Below are 19,073 nucleotides of genomic sequence, written 5' to 3' on the forward strand. Positions count from 1 at the left end.
TGATGCCCTGGAACCAGAGCTTGAACCTTGTTGGTCCAAAAGGTCCTGCAGGTGCTGCTGGAGCAAGCGGAGAACAAGGTGCTGCTGGTCCGGCTGGAGATATTGGTCCTGCAGGTGAAGTGGGCCCTGCAGGTCCGCAGGGTCCTGCTGGCCTAGCTGGCCCGGCTGGTGAAAGTGGCCCGGCTGGAGAGGCCGGCCTAGCTGGTGATGTGGGTCCTACTGGCATAGATGGTCCCCCTGGAGAGCCTGGCCCTGCTGGCCTTGATGGACCCCCCTGGCGTAGCTGGACCCCCTGGCGAGCCTGGCCCTACTGGAGAAGCAGGACCAGCTGGCACTGCCTGTAATACCGAATTCCGCGTTGATGCAGGTGTGCCGCAGTACTACGTAGCTGCAGAAGGACGCTGGGGAAACCTTGCTGTTTTGGCAGTGGCTTCTGCGCCCGCTATTGCACTGGCTGAACTGGATCCAAACCTTGAGGCCCGTTCCCTTGATTCAGCCATAAACCAAGACGGCACATCTTCTGGTGTGAGCCAATGAGCTGGCTAGAGGCGCTCAACCTTGCCGGGCCGGCTGGTGATGCTGGTGCACAAGGAGAGGTAGGAGCACCAGGCCCTGCTGGACCACCTGGCGTGGCAGGGGCAGTGGGCGAGCCTGGTGCTGCTGGCCCTGCTGGCCCGCAAGGTGTTCAAGGGCCCCTTGGCGCTCAAGGTCCCCAGGGCTCTCAAGGAGCGCCCGGGGCGCAAGGCAGCCAAGGCGCTCAAGGGCCCCAGGGACCGCAAGGCCCTGCAGGAAATCCTGGTGCAGCAGGAGCGCAAGGCGTCATGGGGCCTACTGGTGCAGCGGGGCCGCAAGGCCCTGCAGCTACTAGTGATTTCCAGGTGCTTGCTGGCGTTCCCCATGCCTATATGGCAAATCAGGGGACCTGGCTGCCGCTTGGCATTGAGCCGCTTGCTCCTGTTATTCCAGAGGTGGGCGCACCCATAGGTGGCGGCTACTTTGCTGGCTTGATTAGCCATACGGCAGATGGCAACCCCACCCATTACCTAATCGTCGCGCCGCGTGATGCGGGCGCTACTGGCGGCTCTAATACCGGCATGCCCGAGGTTTACCCGCAGGCATACAACCCGACCTATAGGGACTACGGGCCAAGCGGTGGTTGCGGCAGCAGGCATGACGGCTGGGCGAACACTGAGTGGATGATCCAAAATGGTGTTCACCCTGCTGCGCAGTGGTGCGCGGCACTAAATATCAACGGCTACGACGATTGGTACATGCCAGCGCACTACGAGCTGGAGATTGCCTACTTCCATCTCAAGCCAACAGCAACGCCAAACGTGGCTGATCCAGCCTATGGAGATGGGATCAACCCATATGCAGTGCCAAGGCGTGACTACCTGTTCCCCCCATACATGCCAGCCCAGTGCTTAAACCCTGCCTTTCAGTGGGGTGGGGCGGAAGCATTTATACCAATAATTCACTGGACATCATCAGAGAGGGATACGCGCGATTGCTATGTGTTGAGCACCGATAGCGGCTTGTTTTCTTGGATGCCCAAGGTGTTTATTTCTCCTGTGCGCGCCATGCGCAAGATTCCCTACGGGTCGCTCTAGTCCAGTCAGCTTGCTGAACGCGGCTGCAGCTGCGGCTAGCGGTTCGATACGGCAATAGCTGCTGTTGACACACCGGGCTACTGGCCCGCTTGACCATGGCTTGGGTAGCAGGTGGCTCTCTTAAAGGTCCACAGGGTGAGCAAGGTATTCAGGGCGCCCAAGGGGTGCAGGGCCTTGCTGGCGCTGATGGCGCCCAAGGCGTCCAGGGACCACAAGGAGAAACTGGCATCCAGGGCCCCATTGGCCCTGATGGTGTTCAAGGTCAGCAGGGCATCCAGGGTGCTGCGGGGTTGGGCATCACCTTTAAGGGCCAGGTGGCAACAGAAACGGAGCTGCCAGCTGGTGCAGCCCAGGGCGATGCCTACATCGTGCAGGCCGATGACTCCTTTCAGGTATGGGATGCGGCCAGCAGCAGCTGGGTGAATGGCGGCTCGATCCAAGGACCACAGGGAATTGAGGGCCCTGCGGGCGTTGCTGGCATTCAAGGAGAAATAGGCCCTGCTGGCGCTCAAGGAGTAGAAGGACCAGCTGGCGTCCAGGGCATGCGCGGTACGGGCTGGTTCAACGGCAGCGGCGCTCCTGCGGAAGATATCCCTGGCTCTATTCCAGGTGACCTGTACCTGGATAAGGACAGCGGGAATGTGTACACGCTGAGCTGAGCGGTGGCCTGGTCGCTTGCTGCCAACCTGCAGGGCCCGGCTGGCCCGAGCGCGGTGTCGGCTGATGCCGGCAACAGCGCCAGGTTGGGCACTGACGCCAAGTTGTTTGTGCCCTCCTCCCTTTACGTCCTGCCCGTAGCGACGGTCACGGTGTTGGGCGGCATCAAGGTGGGTGCTGGGCTGAGCATCACCGCCGACGGCGTGCTCAGCGCTGCGATGGCAACCACCTACGTCAATAAGGCTGGCGATGTGATGAACGGCCCGCTGCGCTGGGCCAACAGCGGCGGCGTTTCAACCTTCAATGGCCGTGACGTTTACCTGTACTACGACGGGACCTTCTTTCGCTGCCAGTTGCCGTCTTCTAGATCGGCCTGGCGAATTGAGGACAGCAGCGGCCAGGTGACCTTTGGCTCTTGTCCTGCAGCAGCTAGCCCGCCAGTTGCGGCCAGTGACCTGACCAATAAGGGCTATATCGACAAGCTCGTAAACGCGCTTTTAGATGAGCTGCAGTCCCTCAAGGCAGAGGTGGCTGCCCTCAAGGCTGCGACCTGAGGCCTTGCTACTGGCTTGTTGTGCTCTCAGCAGATCGCTCCTGCGATCGCAACGCTCCGCCAAGGCATCAATGCGCCGCAATGTGCCGCAGGGAACCTGGCAGCAGGCACCAGTTCACGCGAGCTTGAACCCATCTCTGCTTTGAGTGGATGAGCTGGTCTGATCTGGAGCGGTTGGTGGCTGATGCAGAAACCAGCCCGGCACTCCAGCAGGTCCTGCGCCAGTGCCATAGCCGCCAGGAGCTGCTACGCACCGCCCGCCAGCTGGGCTACCGGCTCACCAGAGCTGACCTGCAAAACGCCTGGCTAGAGCACCACAACGCAGGGGAACTGCAAGGAGGCGATAAAGCCTCCAACTACTGAGCCCCAACGCTTCTGCAAGGACTGGCGTGCTCTAGCCAGCCGCCTGCCTTGGCCAGCCCCCGAGCCCGCGGGAGCCACGCAGCGAGGCCGGGCGCGGCAGCATGTAACGAAGTCGTTACATGGCTCTCATGACAGTCGGGGAAGTCTTTCTGGAGTCGATCTCTAGCGGTGTGATCACGGAGCATGAGATCTCCTGGGTTGCCTCCCACCAAGGCGCCTTTGCCCGCCACGAGGAAGCCTTGGCGATTCGGTTGGGGCGCTTGGTTGACGAGGGGCAGATCAACCTTGGCTGCCGCCTGCCAAGTCGTCTTGTTCAGCACAAGCTTGTGCTGAACGAATGGATCGAACCTCTGGGCCGGCGCCGCGGCATAGCGGCCGCTTGCGCCTGACACCGGAGCAGCACCCATGACTCAAGCCAAAACACTGGATTACTGGCAGAACATGCGGATCGCCATGGAGGCTGCCGGCGCAACCTCAAGTGCGATCTACAAACGAGCCTTGGCGATCACCCAAGGCCTGCCAGATCCGCTTGCAGCTCAGGATTCAGCCGAGGGGTAACTGCTAGTCCTTCTCTGATAGGGGGGGTAAGCCGCCGATGGCGGTCATCCTTTCGCCTTGATCACCGGCAGAACTCCCACAACTCCAGTTCTCAAGCCTTGGGGTCGCTGGTGCTGTAGCGGCTCGGCGAACTTATGCCGCCTGTTGCTCATCGCCCACCGATGGTGGATGGCCCACCAGCTCAGAAGACTCGCAAGCGCTGATCCAGCTACGCAGCAGCGGATAGCGCTGAACCATCGCTGCGTATTCAGCTGATTGACGGTAGGTGGATTCCAAAAGCCGGTAGTCAAGGTCCTGCTGCATGGACTGCTGCTCACCTGAAACCAGCTCTGCTGCTAGCGCGAGATGCCTGCGGTCTGAATGATCAATTGTCATGGAGATCAAAGCGGGCGCCAATGACTGCGGCAAAGCGCTCTGCATCAACCCTGCTGGTGACGGCTGGCGGCTGCTGCTCCTGTCAGTGGGAGCAGACAGAAAGCGTCGCTGGTAGCCGAGCAGGCCAGAGCGGGGCACCCCTTGCATCGCATGTTCATAACCTGTTACATTGGCTTTAACACTTCGTCACAATCATGACTGAGTCCACTTCTCGCTTTGGGTTTGTCGCTTTCGCCGAAACCTGGAATGGCCGTCTGGCAATGCTTGGTTTTGTGATCGGTCTTGGCACCGAGCTGCTCACCGGCCAGGGCATCCTTTCCCAGATCGGTCTGGGTTGAGCGCCATGCAAACCGACTACACCGCTGCAATTTCGGTCGTTGCCCTGATCACTGCCGTGCTCTCGGCAATGACGATCTACGTGCTGAGCCGGCCTACGGACCTGGCCAAGAGGGTTGAATGATTTCCACAATCACAGTTCTCCTTTTCGGTGCCTGGATTGTTGGTGCTCTCAACCAGCCGGACCTTGCCGATTGAGCTTGTAGCTCTCATCTATTCAGCTTCCCAGCAACTTTTCCGCCACCAAAAGCCATGACCAACACTCCCTCTAACGATTCAGCGCTTGATAACAGCGCGGAACAGCTGACCCTCATGGAGCAGCTCAAGCAAGTGGAACTGTTTAACGGCCGCGCAGCCATGGTTGGCATCGTCACCGGCATCGTGGTGGAAGGCCTCACCGGCTTTGGTATTGCCCATCAAATTGGCCTCGGCGCCCTGGTGGATGGCTACGCCGCCTGCCGTACCCAGTTCCTGCCTTTCTGCTTCTAAGCACCTCCAGGCCTTTTGTTTCTGACCCCTAGGTATTGCCTGGGGGTTTTTGCTTGATGCCAATGGATTAACCGGCGGCCTCCAAGGCCGCCAGCTGGCCGGCTAGACGGACCAGCGCAGGGGAGGCTCAAGCTCTTGGGGCTCTTCTTCCAGCTGGATTAGCCACCAGGCTGCTGGATAGGCGGGCTCGGGCTGTGGCTCCTGCCATTGACCGGAAGACTGAGCTTCTTCCCAGGCATCAATGAGGGACTGCATGGTGGTGGAGAGCGGGAACATCGCTGAGATGCAAAGAACGCGCACCTGACACCCCGAGAAGCGGGGAAAACTGGAGAGCGGTTTTGCAGAGCTGATGGGCCCCTCTATCCAGCTGATGTGCTGAATGGGCGCTTTTGCTCAGCGCAACTCCCGGAGCGGCAGCGGGCACGGGCCTATGCGGAATGCCCGAGCGGGAGCGAGCGGCTGGAGCAGGCAGGCCGCTGCTCTACTTCCAGCTGGCAAGCAGGCAGAAGGGGCAATGGAACCCGACCAGGCGGGAGCGGTGGAATCCCCTGGCGCGCTGTTGTCCCACCGGTTAAGTGCCCGGTTTGTGCACGGTTTGCACGGTTTATTCAGCGGCCGTAAGCGCCGCGTAACCCCGACCAAGCGGGAGTGGGTGAAGCAAGAAAGCCCGCTGCTCTTATCTCCTTCCTACTCTTCTTACCCCCCTGCCACCAATCCAGCCCCCCAGTAGGGGGCCGATGGCCCCCTACTGGGGGGCTTAGCAGACTGAGACGGTGACGCCGGGAAGGCCTTGGAACTTGCGTGCAAAGGCAAATGCTTTCTCAGCCGGGATCAGCCGCATCTTCTTAACCGGCTTACCGCGCCTCCCGAAGTGCTCAACGGTGCAGGGCTGAGCGCCGCTCTTTTTGATACCGGGCGCATAGCGATGGACGATTAGCAGGCGGATATTGCAGACGGGGCCTTGTGGAGCTGCCATGGAAATTTTGGCGAGGAACCCCCAGGTGACGCCCCACGGCGCAGCAGCAGGCAAGGGTGGCGTAGCCACTTGCGTAGCCCTTTCCTGCTGCGAGCAAGTGAGGGCAACCTGCAAGGGGTGCTCGACGAATTACCAGCAGTGCCCAAAGCCAACGGTGCTGGTTCTGTCCGCCTGCCGGCTGCTAGTGCCGGGATCAACCAAAGCAAGAGGAGCTGAGTGCTGCCTCTACGCAGAAGGGGAGCGGTGAGAAAACCTCGAGGAATGCGGTCCTGCTGCCTGGCATTACAAAGGGCCTGGATTGCAGGCACCCGGTGTCAGCCACGCATGAGTGCCCAGCTGGGGGAGGGGCCAAAGGCCCCATGAAGCCGGCCTAGCCGGCGACGCACCGCTAGGTGCGCTCAGCAGAGAGGCTGAGCTCATGCTCAACCAAGGCAGCATCTGGAGCTTCTGGCTCTGGGCAGATCAGATCCACCGCCTGCCGGGCTGCGCTGATCACCTGCAGCAACACCTTGGGGGATTGGCGCAGCACTGATATCCAGCTCTGGAGATAGGCGGCGTGATTGGTGAGCTCACAGCCGATCTGCAGCCTCTGCCCCAGCAGAACGCTGCCCAGCTCTGCCACAAGCTCCTCGCGGGCATAGCTGCTGGAGCCAAAGGCGCCGGATTGATCCCGCTTAAGCCGCGACGCGTGGCCAGTGGAGTGAATGGCCTCGTGGCCCCAGGTGGCATAGAGCGCTGCAGCCCCGTGGAAGCTTTCGCGCAGCGGCAGCTGAATGCGATCGGAGCTGGTGGAATAAAAGGCCCGCTCACCACCCCAGCTAGCTGGCACCGGCCAAGCAGAGAGAATTTGCTCGGCGCGGGCGATCGGCTCAATCGCTGGCCGGGCTTCTGTGGCTCGCCCCTCTGGGGCTGGCATCCGTGCGGCGATCAAGCCAGCCAAGGCATCACCCTCGAGATCGCCGGCATTGAATACCGGCACGGGGCGGTAGCTGGCCCAGCTGTGGAGCACCTTCTCGCCATTGGACGCCTCCTTCTCGCTGGAGTGCAGCTGCGGCCGCAGGATGCGGACGGACTTTGAGCCTTTGCGGGGGAAGATGCCCAACTTCTTGGCCTCCCCAAAGCCGCACCAGAAGGGCAGCTCAGCGCCACGCATGGCCATACCGAGCTCCAAAAGGATTGGATTGCTGCCGCGGTAGGCACGGCGTGTGAGCAGATTGATGTGAACACCGCTGGTGTGGCAATCCCAGGGCTTGCGCCATGGCGTGCTGCCAGCTTCTAGGAGCTCGATGAGATCACGAACCAGCGCTTCTTCTGGCGAAGGAGCTGAGCTCTTACTGCGTGACTTTGGTGATGCGGCCATTGGATAGGGCGCAAAGGACTGGAAGTGACCGCGCCGGTGAGGGCAAGGGCGGCGTTAGCCGCTCGCGTAGCCCTTGCGCCACCTGCGCACACTGAAGTTCCCTGCGCGTACCAAACCCTTCTCCTCCAGGCTCTGTCGCACCGCTAGGTGCGCCCCCCCCCGCAGCCCAGCACCAAGAGTTGCGTTAGGCAGACCAGCACCGTTAGGTGCACTTGGCGGGAAAAGAGATAGAGCAGGCCGCCGATATGGCGGCCTGCATGAGCTCAGATAAGCGCCACCTCCCCAGGGAGCAGAACCCGGCGCTTCTGAGCTGCTGCCAATACCTCTTGGCGATAGAGCTCTTCTCCAGCTGCGCTAAGGGCTGAATCGATGGCATCGATTCGGGCCAGGCACTGAGCGATGGCTGGCAGCACCTCCTCTTCTAGAAGGGTGATTTCCTCTTCTCCATAGGGCTGCTCGCTCCAGGTGCGGCGCAGCGGCAGATCGCGCCGCAGCAGCTGCTCGATGGAGCGCGAGGCGCGATCAAGTAGCAGGAAGGGATCTTCTTCTGGCCGGCAGAACTTGGACTGGGCGGAATAGGTGGCCATGGGATTCGGCGCCAGGTGTGGCGCAGCGATGGGACCGATCCCAGAGGCGTACTGACGCAGGAAGGAAGCACAATGGAGAGGACCCGGAGTAAGCCCCACCGGAAGCCGACCCAGCTAGGGCCAGCCTTCTACGCAGGTCAGGTCAAGGCAGGAGCGATCAGATCTTGCGTAAGCGTCGTGGCTTGCCAAGGTGATGCACCGCATGGACCACTACGCCAAAGAGTCCTGAGCGATCAAAGACCTCTAGGTCCAAAGGGATTGCTGCCTCTCCTGGCCGCACCGGTTCAAGTAACCACTGCTCCCCCTGACGCAGCAGCGGCCGCATCAAGAAGCTGCCCTGGTGGGCAACGACGACGACATGACCGGAGCAGGGTTCCACACTGCGGTCGATCACCATCAGGTCGCCGTCGTTGATGCCGTGCTGGCGCATGCCATTGCCGCTGGCCCGCATGTAAAAGGTGCAGACCGGGTTGGGGATCAGGGCGGCATGGAGATCCAAGCCCTCACCCAACGAGCCCGGGCAGAAGGGCACAGGCTCGCCAATAGGCAGGTCGGCCAACATCAAACCAGCGATAGCAGCAGTACAGCCGTTCTACTCCTGGTGGGGTGGCTTGGGTTGGATTGGCTCAGCTGGCGGCTTCTGGCCAGGGAACCAGCTTCATATCCCCAACCTTGTTCCAGGTTTTGCATTTGGGGTCAGCCAGCCGGTAGAGGGCGCTGCCGTCTGGTCCGCTCTTGGTTACCACCAGCACTGGATTGCCAGGCCAGCCGATCCGCCAAAGCTTCTCATCAGCTGCCAACACAATCAAATCGCCGGTGGCGGGGTGCTTGAGGTCTTGGGCCATCGCTGCACCGTAGAAACCCACAGGCGATTGGCTGCCAAGCCGCAGCCCGCTCCGGCGCGAGCGGAACAAGGACAACCGCAGGTGGATTGGTCGATGGATGGTCCGCCAGGTGGCTCAGTTTTCGTGTCGCCTCTGGCTCAGTTTTCGATGTCGCCTGAAAGCCGCTTGGCGCACCTCACGCTGCGACACCGACATGGCGCCGATCTCGAGTCGCCAGGCAGCAGCGAGGACTGAAATGCGTTCCCGGAGCTTTCGCTGGTGCCATTGATGCCCGCGGTTGTGCCATTGGTTGCGCGGCACTGTCGCCTTATGCGCTGGCGGAGCGGGCCGGCCCAATCAGGCTGGTGGGCAGCACTTTCAGCCAACGCCATGCTCCGCATCCACGGCGACACAGGCAGCCTGCTGGCAGCCCTTGCTGCCCACTGGGTCGACCAGCAACTGCAGATCCCACCGCCACTCAAGCCGCAGGTGCGGCCGATCCGCCGCCTGCCAGGTCCGCTGCGCTGAACGGCCCTGGCTGCAATAGATCAATAGGCCTCAGCCCCCGCCTGCCAGCTGCTGCCGCAGAGCCTCAAGGGCCTTCTTTTGGGCCCGCTGCACCGACATGGCGCTGATTTGCAGCTGCTCTGCCGCCTGCCGGAGCGAGAGGCCCTCAAGGACAGTGAGCCGCAGGGCAGTGGCTTGAGCTGCAGGCAGCCGATCTACTAGCTGCTCCAGCGCTAGATCATCAGCGGGCCTGGCTGCTTCTTGCTCGGGGCTGGCCAGCTGATCGAGCAGGCACGGCTCGCCAGCGGCGTGGCCATCAAGGCTGATATGACCCAGTGGGCACTGACCCTGCTCATGCAGCCGGCGTGGAATGCGCACCAGCCGCACCCGATCGCGCAGGTGATGCTGCAAAGCACCTGAGATGCAGCGGCGCAGATAGGGCTCTGCCGGCTCACCTGCTTTGCAGCGCAGCACTGAACGAAGCAGGGCTTCCCTGGCCACCTGGATCAGATCCTCCCGCTCAATCAAAGGGAAGAAGCGGCGGGCTACAGCTGAGGCAACGGCATCTGCCAGAGAGAGGTGCTCGAGCACCAGGGCATCGCGGGCACGGAGGGCAGAGCGGGAAAGCGGGGCAGCCATCTGGGGACGGCAGAGAACCCCACCCCCAACGGCCAGCCGCAGCGAGGTGACAAGGACGCCCCACCGGGGCGCATGGCTAGATCCTTGACGCAGCGCGAGGACTGGACGAGGGATTCAGGTGGGTGTTTGACGGCCTGGTGGCAAGCCATCCCCCCGCCCGCATACACAAAGCGATGCCACGCCAAGCGCTGCATCGAGGCGGTCAGGAGGCGACTGCCCTGGCCTCACAACGCGGCTGGTTGGAGACTAGGCAGTAGAACTTTTTGCAATGTCAGCGAGCGCTTCTTGGGCCAAGAGCCGTTTTTGCCCACTGCCTTGATTTCTCGTTAGCCATGTATTGAAGTGGCCATTCAGGCCAGACGGATGGGCAAGATGCACCCAGCGCCGGCTGTCTGCATCCGCAGCAACTTGATTCACTTTTGAAAAGGAATCTGGAAACAGTTTTAGAAGTAATGACTGACAGCCTCTTACATATGAATCCTGATTCCCAAGAAACAGGACAGCCCGTACTGATGTTGGGAGATTCAGGAGGAATATTCGTGAACAATTCTCAAGAATGTCTGGAATCTCACGAAAGGATTTGGCGATTATCGAGCCTGTGCAGGAGTAAATGGAATGACCCTTGGAGCGAGATGCTTTCTCATCGATTCGGGAGACACTGCAACGCACAAGAGAGCCGAAGGCAATTCTTGAATGTGGGTCAGCAATCATTGAGTTCACATCCTCGCCTTCATTCAAGATGCCAACAGAGCGCAAAGCGGCAGTGAGTCGCGGGCGCATTCCGCCGAAGGCGATCTGCTCAAAGGGCTTGTTTTTAAATGCATCCGCTTGCGTGAAACCTTTCGAGAAACCAAGCACTAGATATGTTGGATTAGCACTTCCCCATGCGCCCGGATCATTGACCATTTTCCACTTGGGCGCCGGAGAGCAGCTAATTCCTTCCAGTCCGTTGAAACATGCCCTGCAGGTGATCGTTCCGTGCTCTGGAAGTGTCATGAACTTGCCCCTGAGGTTGGTCGGCTAAACACGGCTTCCCTCTGCAAGACTAAATGAGATGGGGCATGTCGACTTTTGCGAAATCACTTCCATCGAGGTTTGCCCCCTATCTTTTGACTGGGCCAAAAGGGAGCTTGGCCGTGCTCAGAGAAATCCTCTTTTGAATTCAAGGCTGCTTTGATAAGGCCGGGCAATGCATCAAAACGATCAGGACTCAATCATGAACTTGTCGCCCGGCTGACGCCTGAGAAGCGCATCACCACTGCCGGTTGGATCGGCGTGAGCTGCTGGGCCGTGGCCTCCAGAAAAGCCACCAGGATCGTGATCAGCAGGATGTAATCGCGCAAGTCCGGTTCCAGCGGCCCATGGGCAGAGGGCGGCTGTGCGGCCAAGACCGTTTCCAGGGGTGTCCAAAGCGGGTTGGCTCGCGCGTCTGGATAAACCTCGCCCAGGCGCGAGCTATGGGCTGGATCCCCCAGCGAGGCTGAATCCGCTGAATGGGCGAAGGCGTTGCGCAACTTGCGCAGCACGTTCAGGGCCCGCTCCACCGGTCCATCGATCAAGCCAAGCCGGCTGGCCAGGGCAACCTTGGCGCCGATCGATCCAAGAGGTCGCTCCGGAAGGAACAGGCCGTCGCTTTTAGCGCTTGACGGGGTCATCACCGCCTGCAGCAGATGCTCCAGGGCTGCATCTACGCGAGCCACGCCCACGAGCACCGCACCACGGCCACGCTCCTCGAGCATCTGCAGCGCGATGGTGCGGGCTGCAGATGCAGCGGCGATGTCAGGGGAAGGGCTGGGGTCTGCTGCCGTCATCATGGTCATGGAGACGTCACCCATCCTGGTCTTTCGCACGGCTTGATGCCGCAAAGACAGGCTTTGGGGCAACAGTGGCACAAACACGCCACCAAGGCCATGCAACTGATCCAACTGGAACGCGACGACTGGAACTTTTTCTGCCCGGCCACGGGGCAGCCGGTGTTCAAGGACACGGGAGAACCAAACGCCCCAACGGTGCGTGGCTTCTGGTGCCATGAGGTGCCGGATGAACCTGAACTTCTGTGCGACGAACTGCAGCCCCAGTGGGCTGCCCATGTCGCCATTCAGGACGCGCTCGAGGACGGGGTCGACGTGGTGGCTTTCCTAAAGAGCGTGGACAAACCGAACTGGGTGGCCTTTGAGATCACCACCTGCGGCGTCGCCTGCGGGCCGGTGAGCAGCACCACCTGGACTGTTCTAGATCTCAACGGCGAGGAAGCCTGATGGCACCGCGCAACAGGGCGATCCCTCCGCCAACAACGGCTGGTCTGGTGGCCCACTACGCCGAGCGAATCGGTGAGCCGATGCCCCTGGGACTAATTCCTGCTGATCTGGAGTTGCTGTGGCTGGGGCAACTGCTGTTTGGCACTGCAGCTGCCCTTGAGCATCCCTACCGGGTGCAGCCCGATGTGGAGGATTTTCTGCGGGACGCACCCGAGGGACACTTCGCCATCGGCTTCTGGGGGCATGGCATGCAAAGTCACGCCTTCTATGTGCAGAGGGTGGAGTCCTGGTGTCGCGTCTACTTGCGGATTCCCTACGGAGGGGTTTATTCAGACCATGAGGACCAGGCATTGAAGTTGCATCGGGTGCTGCTCTGGTTGCCTGAATTCCTGAGGGAAGCCAGAAGCCGATGTCGCCATCTGCGGCTGGTGGATTCAATGGGTGATGCTCAACTAAAGCTGGAGAGCATCGATGGCGATGAAGCCTTCTTTCGATGCTCTGCTGATCAGATGGCACGCAAAGATGCCAGAGTTTCTGATCTTCTAGAAGTCCAATCTAATCTTCAACTTGAGCGGTGGTTAACGCAATAGCTGCTGACTCTTTCGACGGAGGCTCATTGCTTGCGCGGCTCGCATCCACAGGAGCCAGATCACTAAGGCCTTGTCTGCCCCAACCGCTGCGCCACCACCACGTTGGCCATAGCCTGCACGGTGTGGTTCATGCCCTGGATGCGCACGGGCCCGTCGAAGATCGCCTGGCCGCGCGGGTCTTCTGCGGCGAGGCGGCCAAGGAGCTCGTCGAGAAAGCTGCTGGCAGCGGATTTAACGCCGGAGAAATCCAGGATCAGGGGCTCGCCATCCATGGCGGGCAGAAGGCCCTGGATCTTCCGCCGCAGCCGTTTGGCGGGTGCGCGGCCTCCGGTGTGGAGGCATTCAGCAGCCACATTGAGGCCGCTGTCGCTGGCGGCTTCGGTTTGGGTGTTGAGGAAGAGGCACTCGGCGCCGGTGGCGGAGGCGATCCAAGTGCTGGCGAGGTCGACGGGTCTGCTGGTGTCGAGCGAGAACATCACACCGGTGCCGAACACCGCTGGCATCGATTGGAACTGGGGTCTGCGCCGCCCCTTGTTCAGCTCAAAGACCACATCCCCGGTCCAGATCTGATAGGTGCCGCCGTTTAGGCGCACGATCTCGTAGGAGCCGGCCATGCCGTTGCCCTGCCCGATAGCGGGATCGCGGGTGACACCGCGCTCGATCGCCCGGTCGATCGCTTGGCCGTAGCTGCGCACCTCGGGGAAGGCGGGTTGCAGAGAGCCGAGCAGTCCGCGACCCATGTCGCAGATGCCGATGTCGAAGCGCTGCTGCTTGGCGCGGTATTGGGCGCAGACCACGCCGGGCGTTTCAGCGGCTGCGTGGGTCAGGATGTTGCCGAGGATTTCGTTGGCCAGCCACTCGAGCGCTGGGATGAAGGCGGCAGCGTTGTCGACGGCGGCCAAGGCGATGGCGCAGATGGCATCAACGGCCTGGAACTGCTGCTCTTCCGTGGCGATCGGCGTGAGGGGCAACACACCAACGGCAGGTGCCTTGGCCAGCTGAGGGTTGGCGTTGGTGCTGGATGGTGAGATGTCGAGGAGCTGATGGAACCCCAGCAGCTGGAGGGCTGAGAGTGTTTTTGCCTCGCCGCGCAACTTGATGGTGCTCCCATGGCTCCTGGCCATCAGCCCCCAGGCGCCGAGGAACGCCAACACATCCATGGCGGGGATATCGGCGAAGGTGAGGAACACCGTGTCGCCGTTGAGATGCAGGGCTCCCTCGGTATAGAGAGCTGCAACCGCTTGATGAATGGCAGCTCGTGCAGGTAAGGAGACGATGGGCATGGCTACCTCCTCCGATACCCGCGCACCCGGGTTCCGTCTCGACGGGTGTAGGAGTTAACCCAGGTACCCGTCGCCGCTGAGCTGGCGGCGCTGGAGGCCATGTTTCCCACCAGTCGGCCGACGCCCTCCCAGAACTTTTTGGAGCGCTGTGCAGCCTTCTCTTTTCTGATGGCGAGCTCGCGTGCTTCCAGTTGTTGTTGACGAAACAGACGGCGACGCTGCGCTTCCTCGAGGGCTTTGCTGAGCCTCTCCTCTCTCAGCCGCCGCAGTTCAAGTCGCTGGGCCTCGAGCTGATGGCGTTGCTGTTGATCGATGGCCTTCCCCACCGCTTTCCAGTCGACCTGGCGTGCGGTCGCAGCGATACCGCGGTAGGCCTGGACCAAGGCTTCTGAGGTGGTTCGCTCGATTTCACGGATCTGTGGATCGGTGTTCAGGGCGGCTTGGGCCAGGGCCGATGGAAGCTCTGGCGGCGGAGGGAGTGCAGGAAGGGGACGGCCAAGCAGCCGACGGAAAAACTGTTCGATCACACTCAGGAGGGACTGGCGCCTGGCCAGTTCTTGTTGGTAACAAGCCAACTCTGTGAGCTGCGAAGCACGCAAGAACACCTGCACCGAGTGATCTGTGCAAACAGCCAGAACATCACCGGATCCGCTGACTGTCAGCGCCTTGGTGTTTCCATCGACCTGTAGTGCCGATATGGGTTCTAAAGTCCGGAGATCCCACTCCTGAACCACGCCCTGCTGATCAGCGAGAAACAAGGCAGGTTCTCTATCCGAGATCTGAACACCAGCGAGCTCATCATTGGCAATCGGCAGCACGCTGCGTTGGCTGTGCGTGCCGGCATTGAGGATGGTGACTGTGCCATCTTGAGCAGCTGCAACCAGATGTCCATGTCCTGAACTGTTGTGGGTCTGACGAGCTGTGCCCGCGTGGATCACCAGCAACGGGGCCAGGAGTTGAGGGTCGACCAGGTGAAGGTTGTTGTCACTGCCAGCTGCGATCAACTGTTGATCGGGTTCAAGGAGTTCCAGGTCGTGACCAACCCACCGCAGTTTTTCTGAGGTAGAGATTTCCTCAAGGATTTCAGGAGCCAGGCGACGGAGTCGACGATCCTCTGCGGCCACAAGTAGCCCGTAGTCCGCTGACCAGAGAACCGACGTGATCGCTTTGCGACTGACCTTTGCAGACAGGAGCTGCAGCCCTTGCGCAGAAAGAGAAACGACGCTGCCATTGTCCAGTCCAGCAAACAGCTGCCCTGAATCTGCGAAGCACAGATTGCGAATCCCAGACTCAAGCTTCTTAGGTTCAAGTGCTTCGAGAGTCTGAAGATTTACTAGAAGGATCCGGCCGCCACCCCCATCAACGGCAAGGACATCGCTTCGTTCGCTATAGGCCAATACCGTGAGCGATGAAAACCATCCCCGCTTGACGAGGCGTTCATATCCTTTGACCCAGAAATCAGTCAGGGAAGAATCAGGCACCACTCAGCCTCCAAACAGCCGATCCCAAGCTTCCAGAACAAGGCGCTGAGTGCGATACTCCCCAAATCGGCGAATTTCCGCTCGTTCTAGAGCCCCGAATGGCTCATAACCTGAGCATTCTTCGGTTATATCTTTCGGTTTAAGGATAAACCCAAGTTGAGCTCGGCTGAGCCTCAGGATATTGAAGGCATAGATTGCATCGATCTCGGCCGCAAGCTTTAGTCGCTTGTTTACATCTTCCTCGGGCCTAAATTCTTCACTACACGGCCAGGATTCAATCTCAGATGCAAACGAGGTAGCAAATGGAGCCATCTCCTCGCCAACCAGCATCAAAGAGGCTGCTTTCACCGTCAGATGCTGTTCCGCAGGACTGCTAGGGTGCTTGATGGGAATCGGCAAGCTGTCCATAATTGTGAAAGATAGAGTTAATGACACTTTCTTCTTAACTAAAAAGTCAGTAATGAGTGAGTTGCATATTCCCAGCGTAAGCATCATGCTGGCAGGACCTTGCTCGGGAATGCTGATAGTGGGAACCTTGTGGCCACAGATGCATCCAGGAGGTATTAATGCTGCTGTCAAAGAGCGTTGATTGGTTGAGTTTGCGACATCGCAGAACCCAATTCTAAACCTGGCTATTCTGTCAATGCTATCTTGGTTTAAATGCTCTGGTGTGATGTACCACTGTGGCGAGAGCGCTTTTTCCGCTGAGCTGAATTCAGCTTCAATCCAGACAGAGCTTCTTCCCTTGCCTGAATTGTAGATCTTTGTTCGGTAGTCGTAATTGGTTATCATTCTTCCTTCTATGACTGGCAAGCCAGCCTTGGTGTCATTTAGAGACAGCTTGTTTGATCCTGTATTTAGTTCTTGGCTATATGGCCTTCTGCTCGCCGAAAAATGTTGATATGAAGACTGAAACGAAGTATAAGCGCTGTGGATGGCCTGGATTATTTCTACTTCGTATTCAGACATCACTTCGGGTATGGTGAAGGCTGAACCGCCAAACTCATTGCACATCCATGTGGGAATATCAATTCCCCTCGCATTGGCGGGAATTGACTTGAGAGTTCTAAGACCAAAAGCGGCATTCAGGGACTCTTCTGGAGCGGCCATTACAGACGTGAAAAGGCAAAACCTGGTGCTCCGATGTATAGTGGGAAACCAGACCCCCCCAGAGTTTTCAAAGGCCCTTAGGTATAGCTTCCCTCTCTTTTCTATGAGCTCCTTGCGAATTGAATATGCACTTGCCCCCAGGTAGAGGTGGTCGGGGATGATTAGGCCGACTACAGTTGCATGCCGAGTAGAAAGCTTAGTAGCAAGCTCGGTAAAGAAGCGGTAGAGATTCATGTTACCTTTGCCTAAGTTCCCGGGCGGGAAAAGGCTGAACCGGCCAGACTCTTTTATGAATTCACCAAGCCTAGAGAGAAAGTCGCAGTAGGAATCCCAGGACTTTCTGATTGCCAAGTTCTCGAGAAGGCGCTTCTGTATTTGTTCCTGCTCGATCGGAGAACTTGACTTGATTGTCTGATCATATGTGGAGAACCATTCCTTGATGTTTGGACTAATCGTCTCCCAGGGAGGATTGCCAAGCACGCAATCAAACCCGCCTCGGGCCATCACCTCGCCAAAGCGCAGGTGCCAATGGAAAAAGCGGAAGCTCTGGGAAGCATGCGCAACGGCCTCTTCCATAGCTTCTTCAACAGGCTGTCCGCCCAAGAGCCTCAGCAGATGCTCTGTCGTCGGCACCGTGGCGCGTGAGCCACTGGTTTTGGCGAGAAAGAACGCGGCGGTGAAAAGATCTGCCGCCAGTGCTTCTGGATCCTGACCGCTCTGCCCGAGCCAGTTCGCATAGGCAGCTTGCTTGGCAGCACTCTCTGCCAGGGTTGCCTCTGGCATTGCCTCAATCGCCTGCAGCGCTTCTTGGCTACGGCTGCGTGGCTTAGCTCCACTGAGATCAAAACTGCCCTGAATACCGCGGTTGGAGCCGCGGCGGCTGTTGTTTTTGCGGGCTGCCGCGTTCTCCTTCTTCAGGCTGGAGCACACCGTTTTGTCGTCACCCGTCAGCTGCTTGTAGGCCTCATCGGGGATGCCCTCCACCAGCACCTTCGGGTCGAACACACCCACCAACGAATCGCCGCACTGGATGTGGGCATCGAGGAAACTCAGCGGCTTGCCTGGATCAATCGCTTCGATCCACAGCGCCACCTTGCAGAGCTCCACCGCCATCGGGTTCTTGTCCACCGCATAGATGCAGTGGGCCACCACATCACGCAGGGCGTGCTGACGGTCGTCTTCGCTGGGTTGATCGTCGCCGGCGCGCACCTGTGCCAGGGCTACTGCCAGTCGCCGTGCAGCGGCCAGTAAGAAGTGGCCGCTGCCGCAGGCGGGGTCGATCACCTTGATGTTGAGCAGGGCCTTTTCCTGATCAGCCGCCCCAACCTCCTTGCTCAGCCGGTCTTCGATCACGGGCACTAGGGCGCTCTTGATCAGTTCCTGCACCAGGGCATCGGGCGTGTAGTAGCTGCCGGTGGTTTTGCGGTCGCTGCCCGCTCCGCCTCCATAGCTCAGCTGCCACTGGCTGCCCTGCTGCTCCAGTTGGGGGTGCAGCTCCAGCAAACCCTCATACACACTGCCGAGTTCCTCGGTGTTGAGGTCGCGGTAGCGCACCCGCGTGAAGGTGCCGCCGGCGTCGAACCAGCCGATCGCCTTGATCGCCCGCAGCAATGGCCCGTTCCACAGCTCAGCGCCCTGCAGATCTGGGCATTGCTCCAGGCTGAACAGGCCGCCCAAGCCGGGCAGTCCCAGGGGGGAGTTGCCGATGCTCAGTTGCTGGAACACCAGCCGCTGCAGTACCCACAGATCCCCGTAGTCGCCCTCATAGGCGCTGCGTTTGATCGCCAGCTCACGCAGCCTGCTGACGCTGTAGCCCTCGCGGTAAATCCGCCGGCGCGGGTCACCCTTGTCCACCTCGCGTGGAAACAGCAGATCCCGGTCCTCTGCGGTGAACAGGAACAGGAACCGATACACCAGCCGCAGCAGCTGCTCATGGAAGTGCTGTTTACTAAGGGTGTGGTGCTTGAACAGCGCATCACGCAGTTCGCTATTGGCTGGGTGGTTGAGAAAGCCAGAACCTAGGAATTGGAGGGCTGCTTGCACACCTCCGCGTAAGGCGCCCAGCACTCGTTCACCGGATGCTTCTGCCTTTTGCTTCCAGCTATCGAGCACGCAGCTGCCCGTTTGAGGATGCTGGAAACGGCTGGCGTGCAGCAGCAGCCACAGCACCGAAAATTCATCAAAGCGCTCGCCTTCGATTAGCAGCTCCAGATCCGCCGCCAGGTAGGCGGGCTTCACCAGCGAGGGGTTGTCGTGGAGCAGCCGCAGCCGATCACCACTGATCAGCACGCCCCAGTTGGAGCTGTCGTCGGCATTGAGGCATTCCTGCAGGCAGCTATGGGGTGATCGTCGGCGGCCCTCCTGGCCAAACTGAGCGCTGCCCTTGTCAAGTTCGCCCTCTTCAATACCCCGCAGGATCAGAGGTACCGACCCTGCAAAGGCCCGGTAGTTGATCGCATAGCTCGATTCCCCCTGGCGCCAGCCATTACACGCCTCGATTCCACTCCAACTGAACAC

27 protein-coding genes are annotated in these 19,073 nt (G+C 59.9%); 14 read left to right on the plus strand and 13 right to left on the minus strand.

What is annotated here, in order from left to right:
- The first annotated feature begins 30 nt into the window (after window positions 1–30).
- From KBY83_RS02625 to KBY83_RS02665, 9 genes are all read left to right on the plus strand, one after another.
- Window positions 31–156 carry a hypothetical protein gene (locus tag KBY83_RS02625; RefSeq protein ID WP_255018199.1) on the plus strand — a complete coding sequence of 42 codons (126 nt, stop codon included), beginning with the start codon at window positions 31–33 and terminating at the stop codon, window positions 154–156.
- A gap of 72 nt (window positions 157–228) precedes the next feature.
- Window positions 229–537, plus strand: coding sequence for a hypothetical protein (locus KBY83_RS02630; protein WP_255018200.1), 309 nt, complete (start codon window positions 229–231; stop codon window positions 535–537).
- Window positions 538–654: 117 nt separating this feature from the next.
- A complete protein-coding gene (locus KBY83_RS02635) occupies window positions 655–984 on the plus strand; it encodes a hypothetical protein (RefSeq protein ID WP_255018201.1) in 330 nt (109 codons plus the stop codon).
- A complete protein-coding gene (locus tag KBY83_RS02640) occupies window positions 969–1,610 on the plus strand; it encodes a hypothetical protein (RefSeq protein ID WP_255018202.1) in 642 nt (213 codons plus the stop codon). The genes KBY83_RS02635 and KBY83_RS02640 overlap by 16 nt, the downstream gene beginning before the upstream one ends.
- Before the next feature lie 95 nt (window positions 1,611–1,705).
- Window positions 1,706–2,269 (plus strand): hypothetical protein, encoded by a 564-nt coding sequence (locus KBY83_RS02645; protein ID WP_255018203.1) that lies wholly within the window; start codon window positions 1,706–1,708, stop codon window positions 2,267–2,269.
- A 3-nt stretch (window positions 2,270–2,272) separates the two neighbouring features.
- A complete protein-coding gene (locus KBY83_RS02650; protein WP_255018205.1) occupies window positions 2,273–2,821 on the plus strand; it encodes a hypothetical protein in 549 nt (182 codons plus the stop codon).
- A 149-nt stretch (window positions 2,822–2,970) separates the two neighbouring features.
- Complete coding sequence (locus tag KBY83_RS02655; protein WP_255018206.1) at window positions 2,971–3,183, plus strand: Nif11-like leader peptide family natural product precursor; 213 nt, start codon at window positions 2,971–2,973, stop codon at window positions 3,181–3,183.
- Window positions 3,184–3,311: 128 nt separating this feature from the next.
- The gene (locus tag KBY83_RS02660) at window positions 3,312–3,572 is read left to right on the plus strand and encodes a hypothetical protein (protein ID WP_255018207.1); all 261 of its coding nucleotides are present in this window, start codon (window positions 3,312–3,314) and stop codon (window positions 3,570–3,572) included.
- Window positions 3,573–3,588: 16 nt separating this feature from the next.
- Complete coding sequence (locus KBY83_RS02665) at window positions 3,589–3,741, plus strand: hypothetical protein (protein WP_255018208.1); 153 nt, start codon at window positions 3,589–3,591, stop codon at window positions 3,739–3,741.
- A gap of 132 nt (window positions 3,742–3,873) precedes the next feature.
- Here the strand turns inward: KBY83_RS02665 and KBY83_RS02670 are convergent, their stop codons facing one another.
- Window positions 3,874–4,116: a hypothetical protein gene (locus KBY83_RS02670; protein WP_255018209.1), complete on the minus strand. Its 243-nt coding sequence runs from the start codon at window positions 4,114–4,116 to the stop codon at window positions 3,874–3,876.
- Between the two features lie 194 nt (window positions 4,117–4,310).
- Between KBY83_RS02670 and KBY83_RS02675 the strand changes: the two genes are divergently transcribed.
- Window positions 4,311–4,454 carry a chlorophyll a/b-binding protein gene (locus KBY83_RS02675; RefSeq protein WP_255018210.1) on the plus strand — a complete coding sequence of 48 codons (144 nt, stop codon included), beginning with the start codon at window positions 4,311–4,313 and terminating at the stop codon, window positions 4,452–4,454.
- Between the two features lie 250 nt (window positions 4,455–4,704).
- Complete coding sequence (locus KBY83_RS02680) at window positions 4,705–4,941, plus strand: chlorophyll a/b-binding protein (RefSeq protein WP_255018211.1); 237 nt, start codon at window positions 4,705–4,707, stop codon at window positions 4,939–4,941.
- Window positions 4,942–5,043: 102 nt separating this feature from the next.
- Here KBY83_RS02680 and KBY83_RS02685 read toward each other — a convergent pair whose 3' ends face one another.
- The 6 genes from KBY83_RS02685 to KBY83_RS02710 all read right to left on the minus strand — a co-directional run bounded on the left by KBY83_RS02685 (window position 5,044) and on the right by KBY83_RS02710 (window position 8,778).
- Window positions 5,044–5,196: a hypothetical protein gene (locus KBY83_RS02685; protein ID WP_255018212.1), complete on the minus strand. Its 153-nt coding sequence runs from the start codon at window positions 5,194–5,196 to the stop codon at window positions 5,044–5,046.
- 502 nt (window positions 5,197–5,698) lie between these two features.
- Window positions 5,699–5,971 (minus strand): hypothetical protein, encoded by a 273-nt coding sequence (locus KBY83_RS02690; protein WP_255018213.1) that lies wholly within the window; start codon window positions 5,969–5,971, stop codon window positions 5,699–5,701.
- A gap of 334 nt (window positions 5,972–6,305) precedes the next feature.
- Complete coding sequence (locus KBY83_RS02695; protein WP_255018215.1) at window positions 6,306–7,277, minus strand: ArdC family protein; 972 nt, start codon at window positions 7,275–7,277, stop codon at window positions 6,306–6,308.
- 263 nt (window positions 7,278–7,540) lie between these two features.
- Window positions 7,541–7,864, minus strand: a complete 324-nt coding sequence (locus KBY83_RS02700; protein ID WP_255018216.1) for a hypothetical protein — start codon at window positions 7,862–7,864, stop codon at window positions 7,541–7,543.
- A gap of 157 nt (window positions 7,865–8,021) precedes the next feature.
- Complete coding sequence (locus KBY83_RS02705) at window positions 8,022–8,426, minus strand: LexA family transcriptional regulator (protein WP_255018217.1); 405 nt, start codon at window positions 8,424–8,426, stop codon at window positions 8,022–8,024.
- Window positions 8,427–8,490: 64 nt separating this feature from the next.
- Window positions 8,491–8,778 (minus strand): hypothetical protein, encoded by a 288-nt coding sequence (locus tag KBY83_RS02710; RefSeq protein ID WP_255018218.1) that lies wholly within the window; start codon window positions 8,776–8,778, stop codon window positions 8,491–8,493.
- Between the two features lie 300 nt (window positions 8,779–9,078).
- On the opposite strand from KBY83_RS02710, the gene KBY83_RS02715 reads away from it, so the two are divergent.
- Window positions 9,079–9,216 carry a hypothetical protein gene (locus KBY83_RS02715; RefSeq protein WP_255018219.1) on the plus strand — a complete coding sequence of 46 codons (138 nt, stop codon included), beginning with the start codon at window positions 9,079–9,081 and terminating at the stop codon, window positions 9,214–9,216.
- 30 nt (window positions 9,217–9,246) lie between these two features.
- Here the strand turns inward: KBY83_RS02715 and KBY83_RS02720 are convergent, their stop codons facing one another.
- From KBY83_RS02720 to KBY83_RS02730, 3 genes are all read right to left on the minus strand, one after another.
- On the minus strand, window positions 9,247–9,834 hold the full coding sequence (locus KBY83_RS02720; protein ID WP_255018220.1) for a sigma-70 family RNA polymerase sigma factor: 588 nt from the start codon (window positions 9,832–9,834) through the stop codon (window positions 9,247–9,249).
- A 246-nt stretch (window positions 9,835–10,080) separates the two neighbouring features.
- Window positions 10,081–10,830, minus strand: a complete 750-nt coding sequence (locus KBY83_RS02725; RefSeq protein ID WP_255018221.1) for a hypothetical protein — start codon at window positions 10,828–10,830, stop codon at window positions 10,081–10,083.
- 218 nt (window positions 10,831–11,048) lie between these two features.
- A complete protein-coding gene (locus KBY83_RS02730) occupies window positions 11,049–11,684 on the minus strand; it encodes a hypothetical protein (RefSeq protein WP_255018222.1) in 636 nt (211 codons plus the stop codon).
- Window positions 11,685–11,744: 60 nt separating this feature from the next.
- Here KBY83_RS02730 and KBY83_RS02735 point away from each other — a divergent pair, with 60 nt between their 5' ends.
- Window positions 11,745–12,092, plus strand: coding sequence for a hypothetical protein (locus tag KBY83_RS02735; RefSeq protein WP_255018223.1), 348 nt, complete (start codon window positions 11,745–11,747; stop codon window positions 12,090–12,092).
- Window positions 12,092–12,682 (plus strand): hypothetical protein, encoded by a 591-nt coding sequence (locus tag KBY83_RS02740; protein ID WP_255018224.1) that lies wholly within the window; start codon window positions 12,092–12,094, stop codon window positions 12,680–12,682. The genes KBY83_RS02735 and KBY83_RS02740 overlap by 1 nt, the downstream gene beginning before the upstream one ends.
- A 62-nt stretch (window positions 12,683–12,744) precedes the next feature.
- Here the strand turns inward: KBY83_RS02740 and KBY83_RS02745 are convergent, their stop codons facing one another.
- The 3 genes from KBY83_RS02745 to KBY83_RS02755 are packed head-to-tail and all read right to left on the minus strand — an operon-like array spanning window position 12,745 to window position 18,845.
- Window positions 12,745–13,965 carry an STAS-like domain-containing protein gene (locus tag KBY83_RS02745; protein ID WP_255018225.1) on the minus strand — a complete coding sequence of 407 codons (1,221 nt, stop codon included), beginning with the start codon at window positions 13,963–13,965 and terminating at the stop codon, window positions 12,745–12,747.
- Between the two features lie 2 nt (window positions 13,966–13,967).
- Window positions 13,968–15,446, minus strand: a complete 1,479-nt coding sequence (locus KBY83_RS02750; protein ID WP_255018226.1) for a WD40 repeat domain-containing protein — start codon at window positions 15,444–15,446, stop codon at window positions 13,968–13,970.
- A gap of 3 nt (window positions 15,447–15,449) precedes the next feature.
- On the minus strand, window positions 15,450–18,845 hold the full coding sequence (locus KBY83_RS02755) for an Eco57I restriction-modification methylase domain-containing protein (protein ID WP_255018227.1): 3,396 nt from the start codon (window positions 18,843–18,845) through the stop codon (window positions 15,450–15,452).
- Window positions 18,846–19,073 lie beyond the last annotated feature (228 nt).

The organism is Cyanobium sp. WKJ7-Wakatipu, from assembly GCF_024345355.1.
In the GTDB taxonomy this organism is placed as follows: domain Bacteria; phylum Cyanobacteriota; class Cyanobacteriia; order PCC-6307; family Cyanobiaceae; genus Cyanobium_A; species Cyanobium_A usitatum.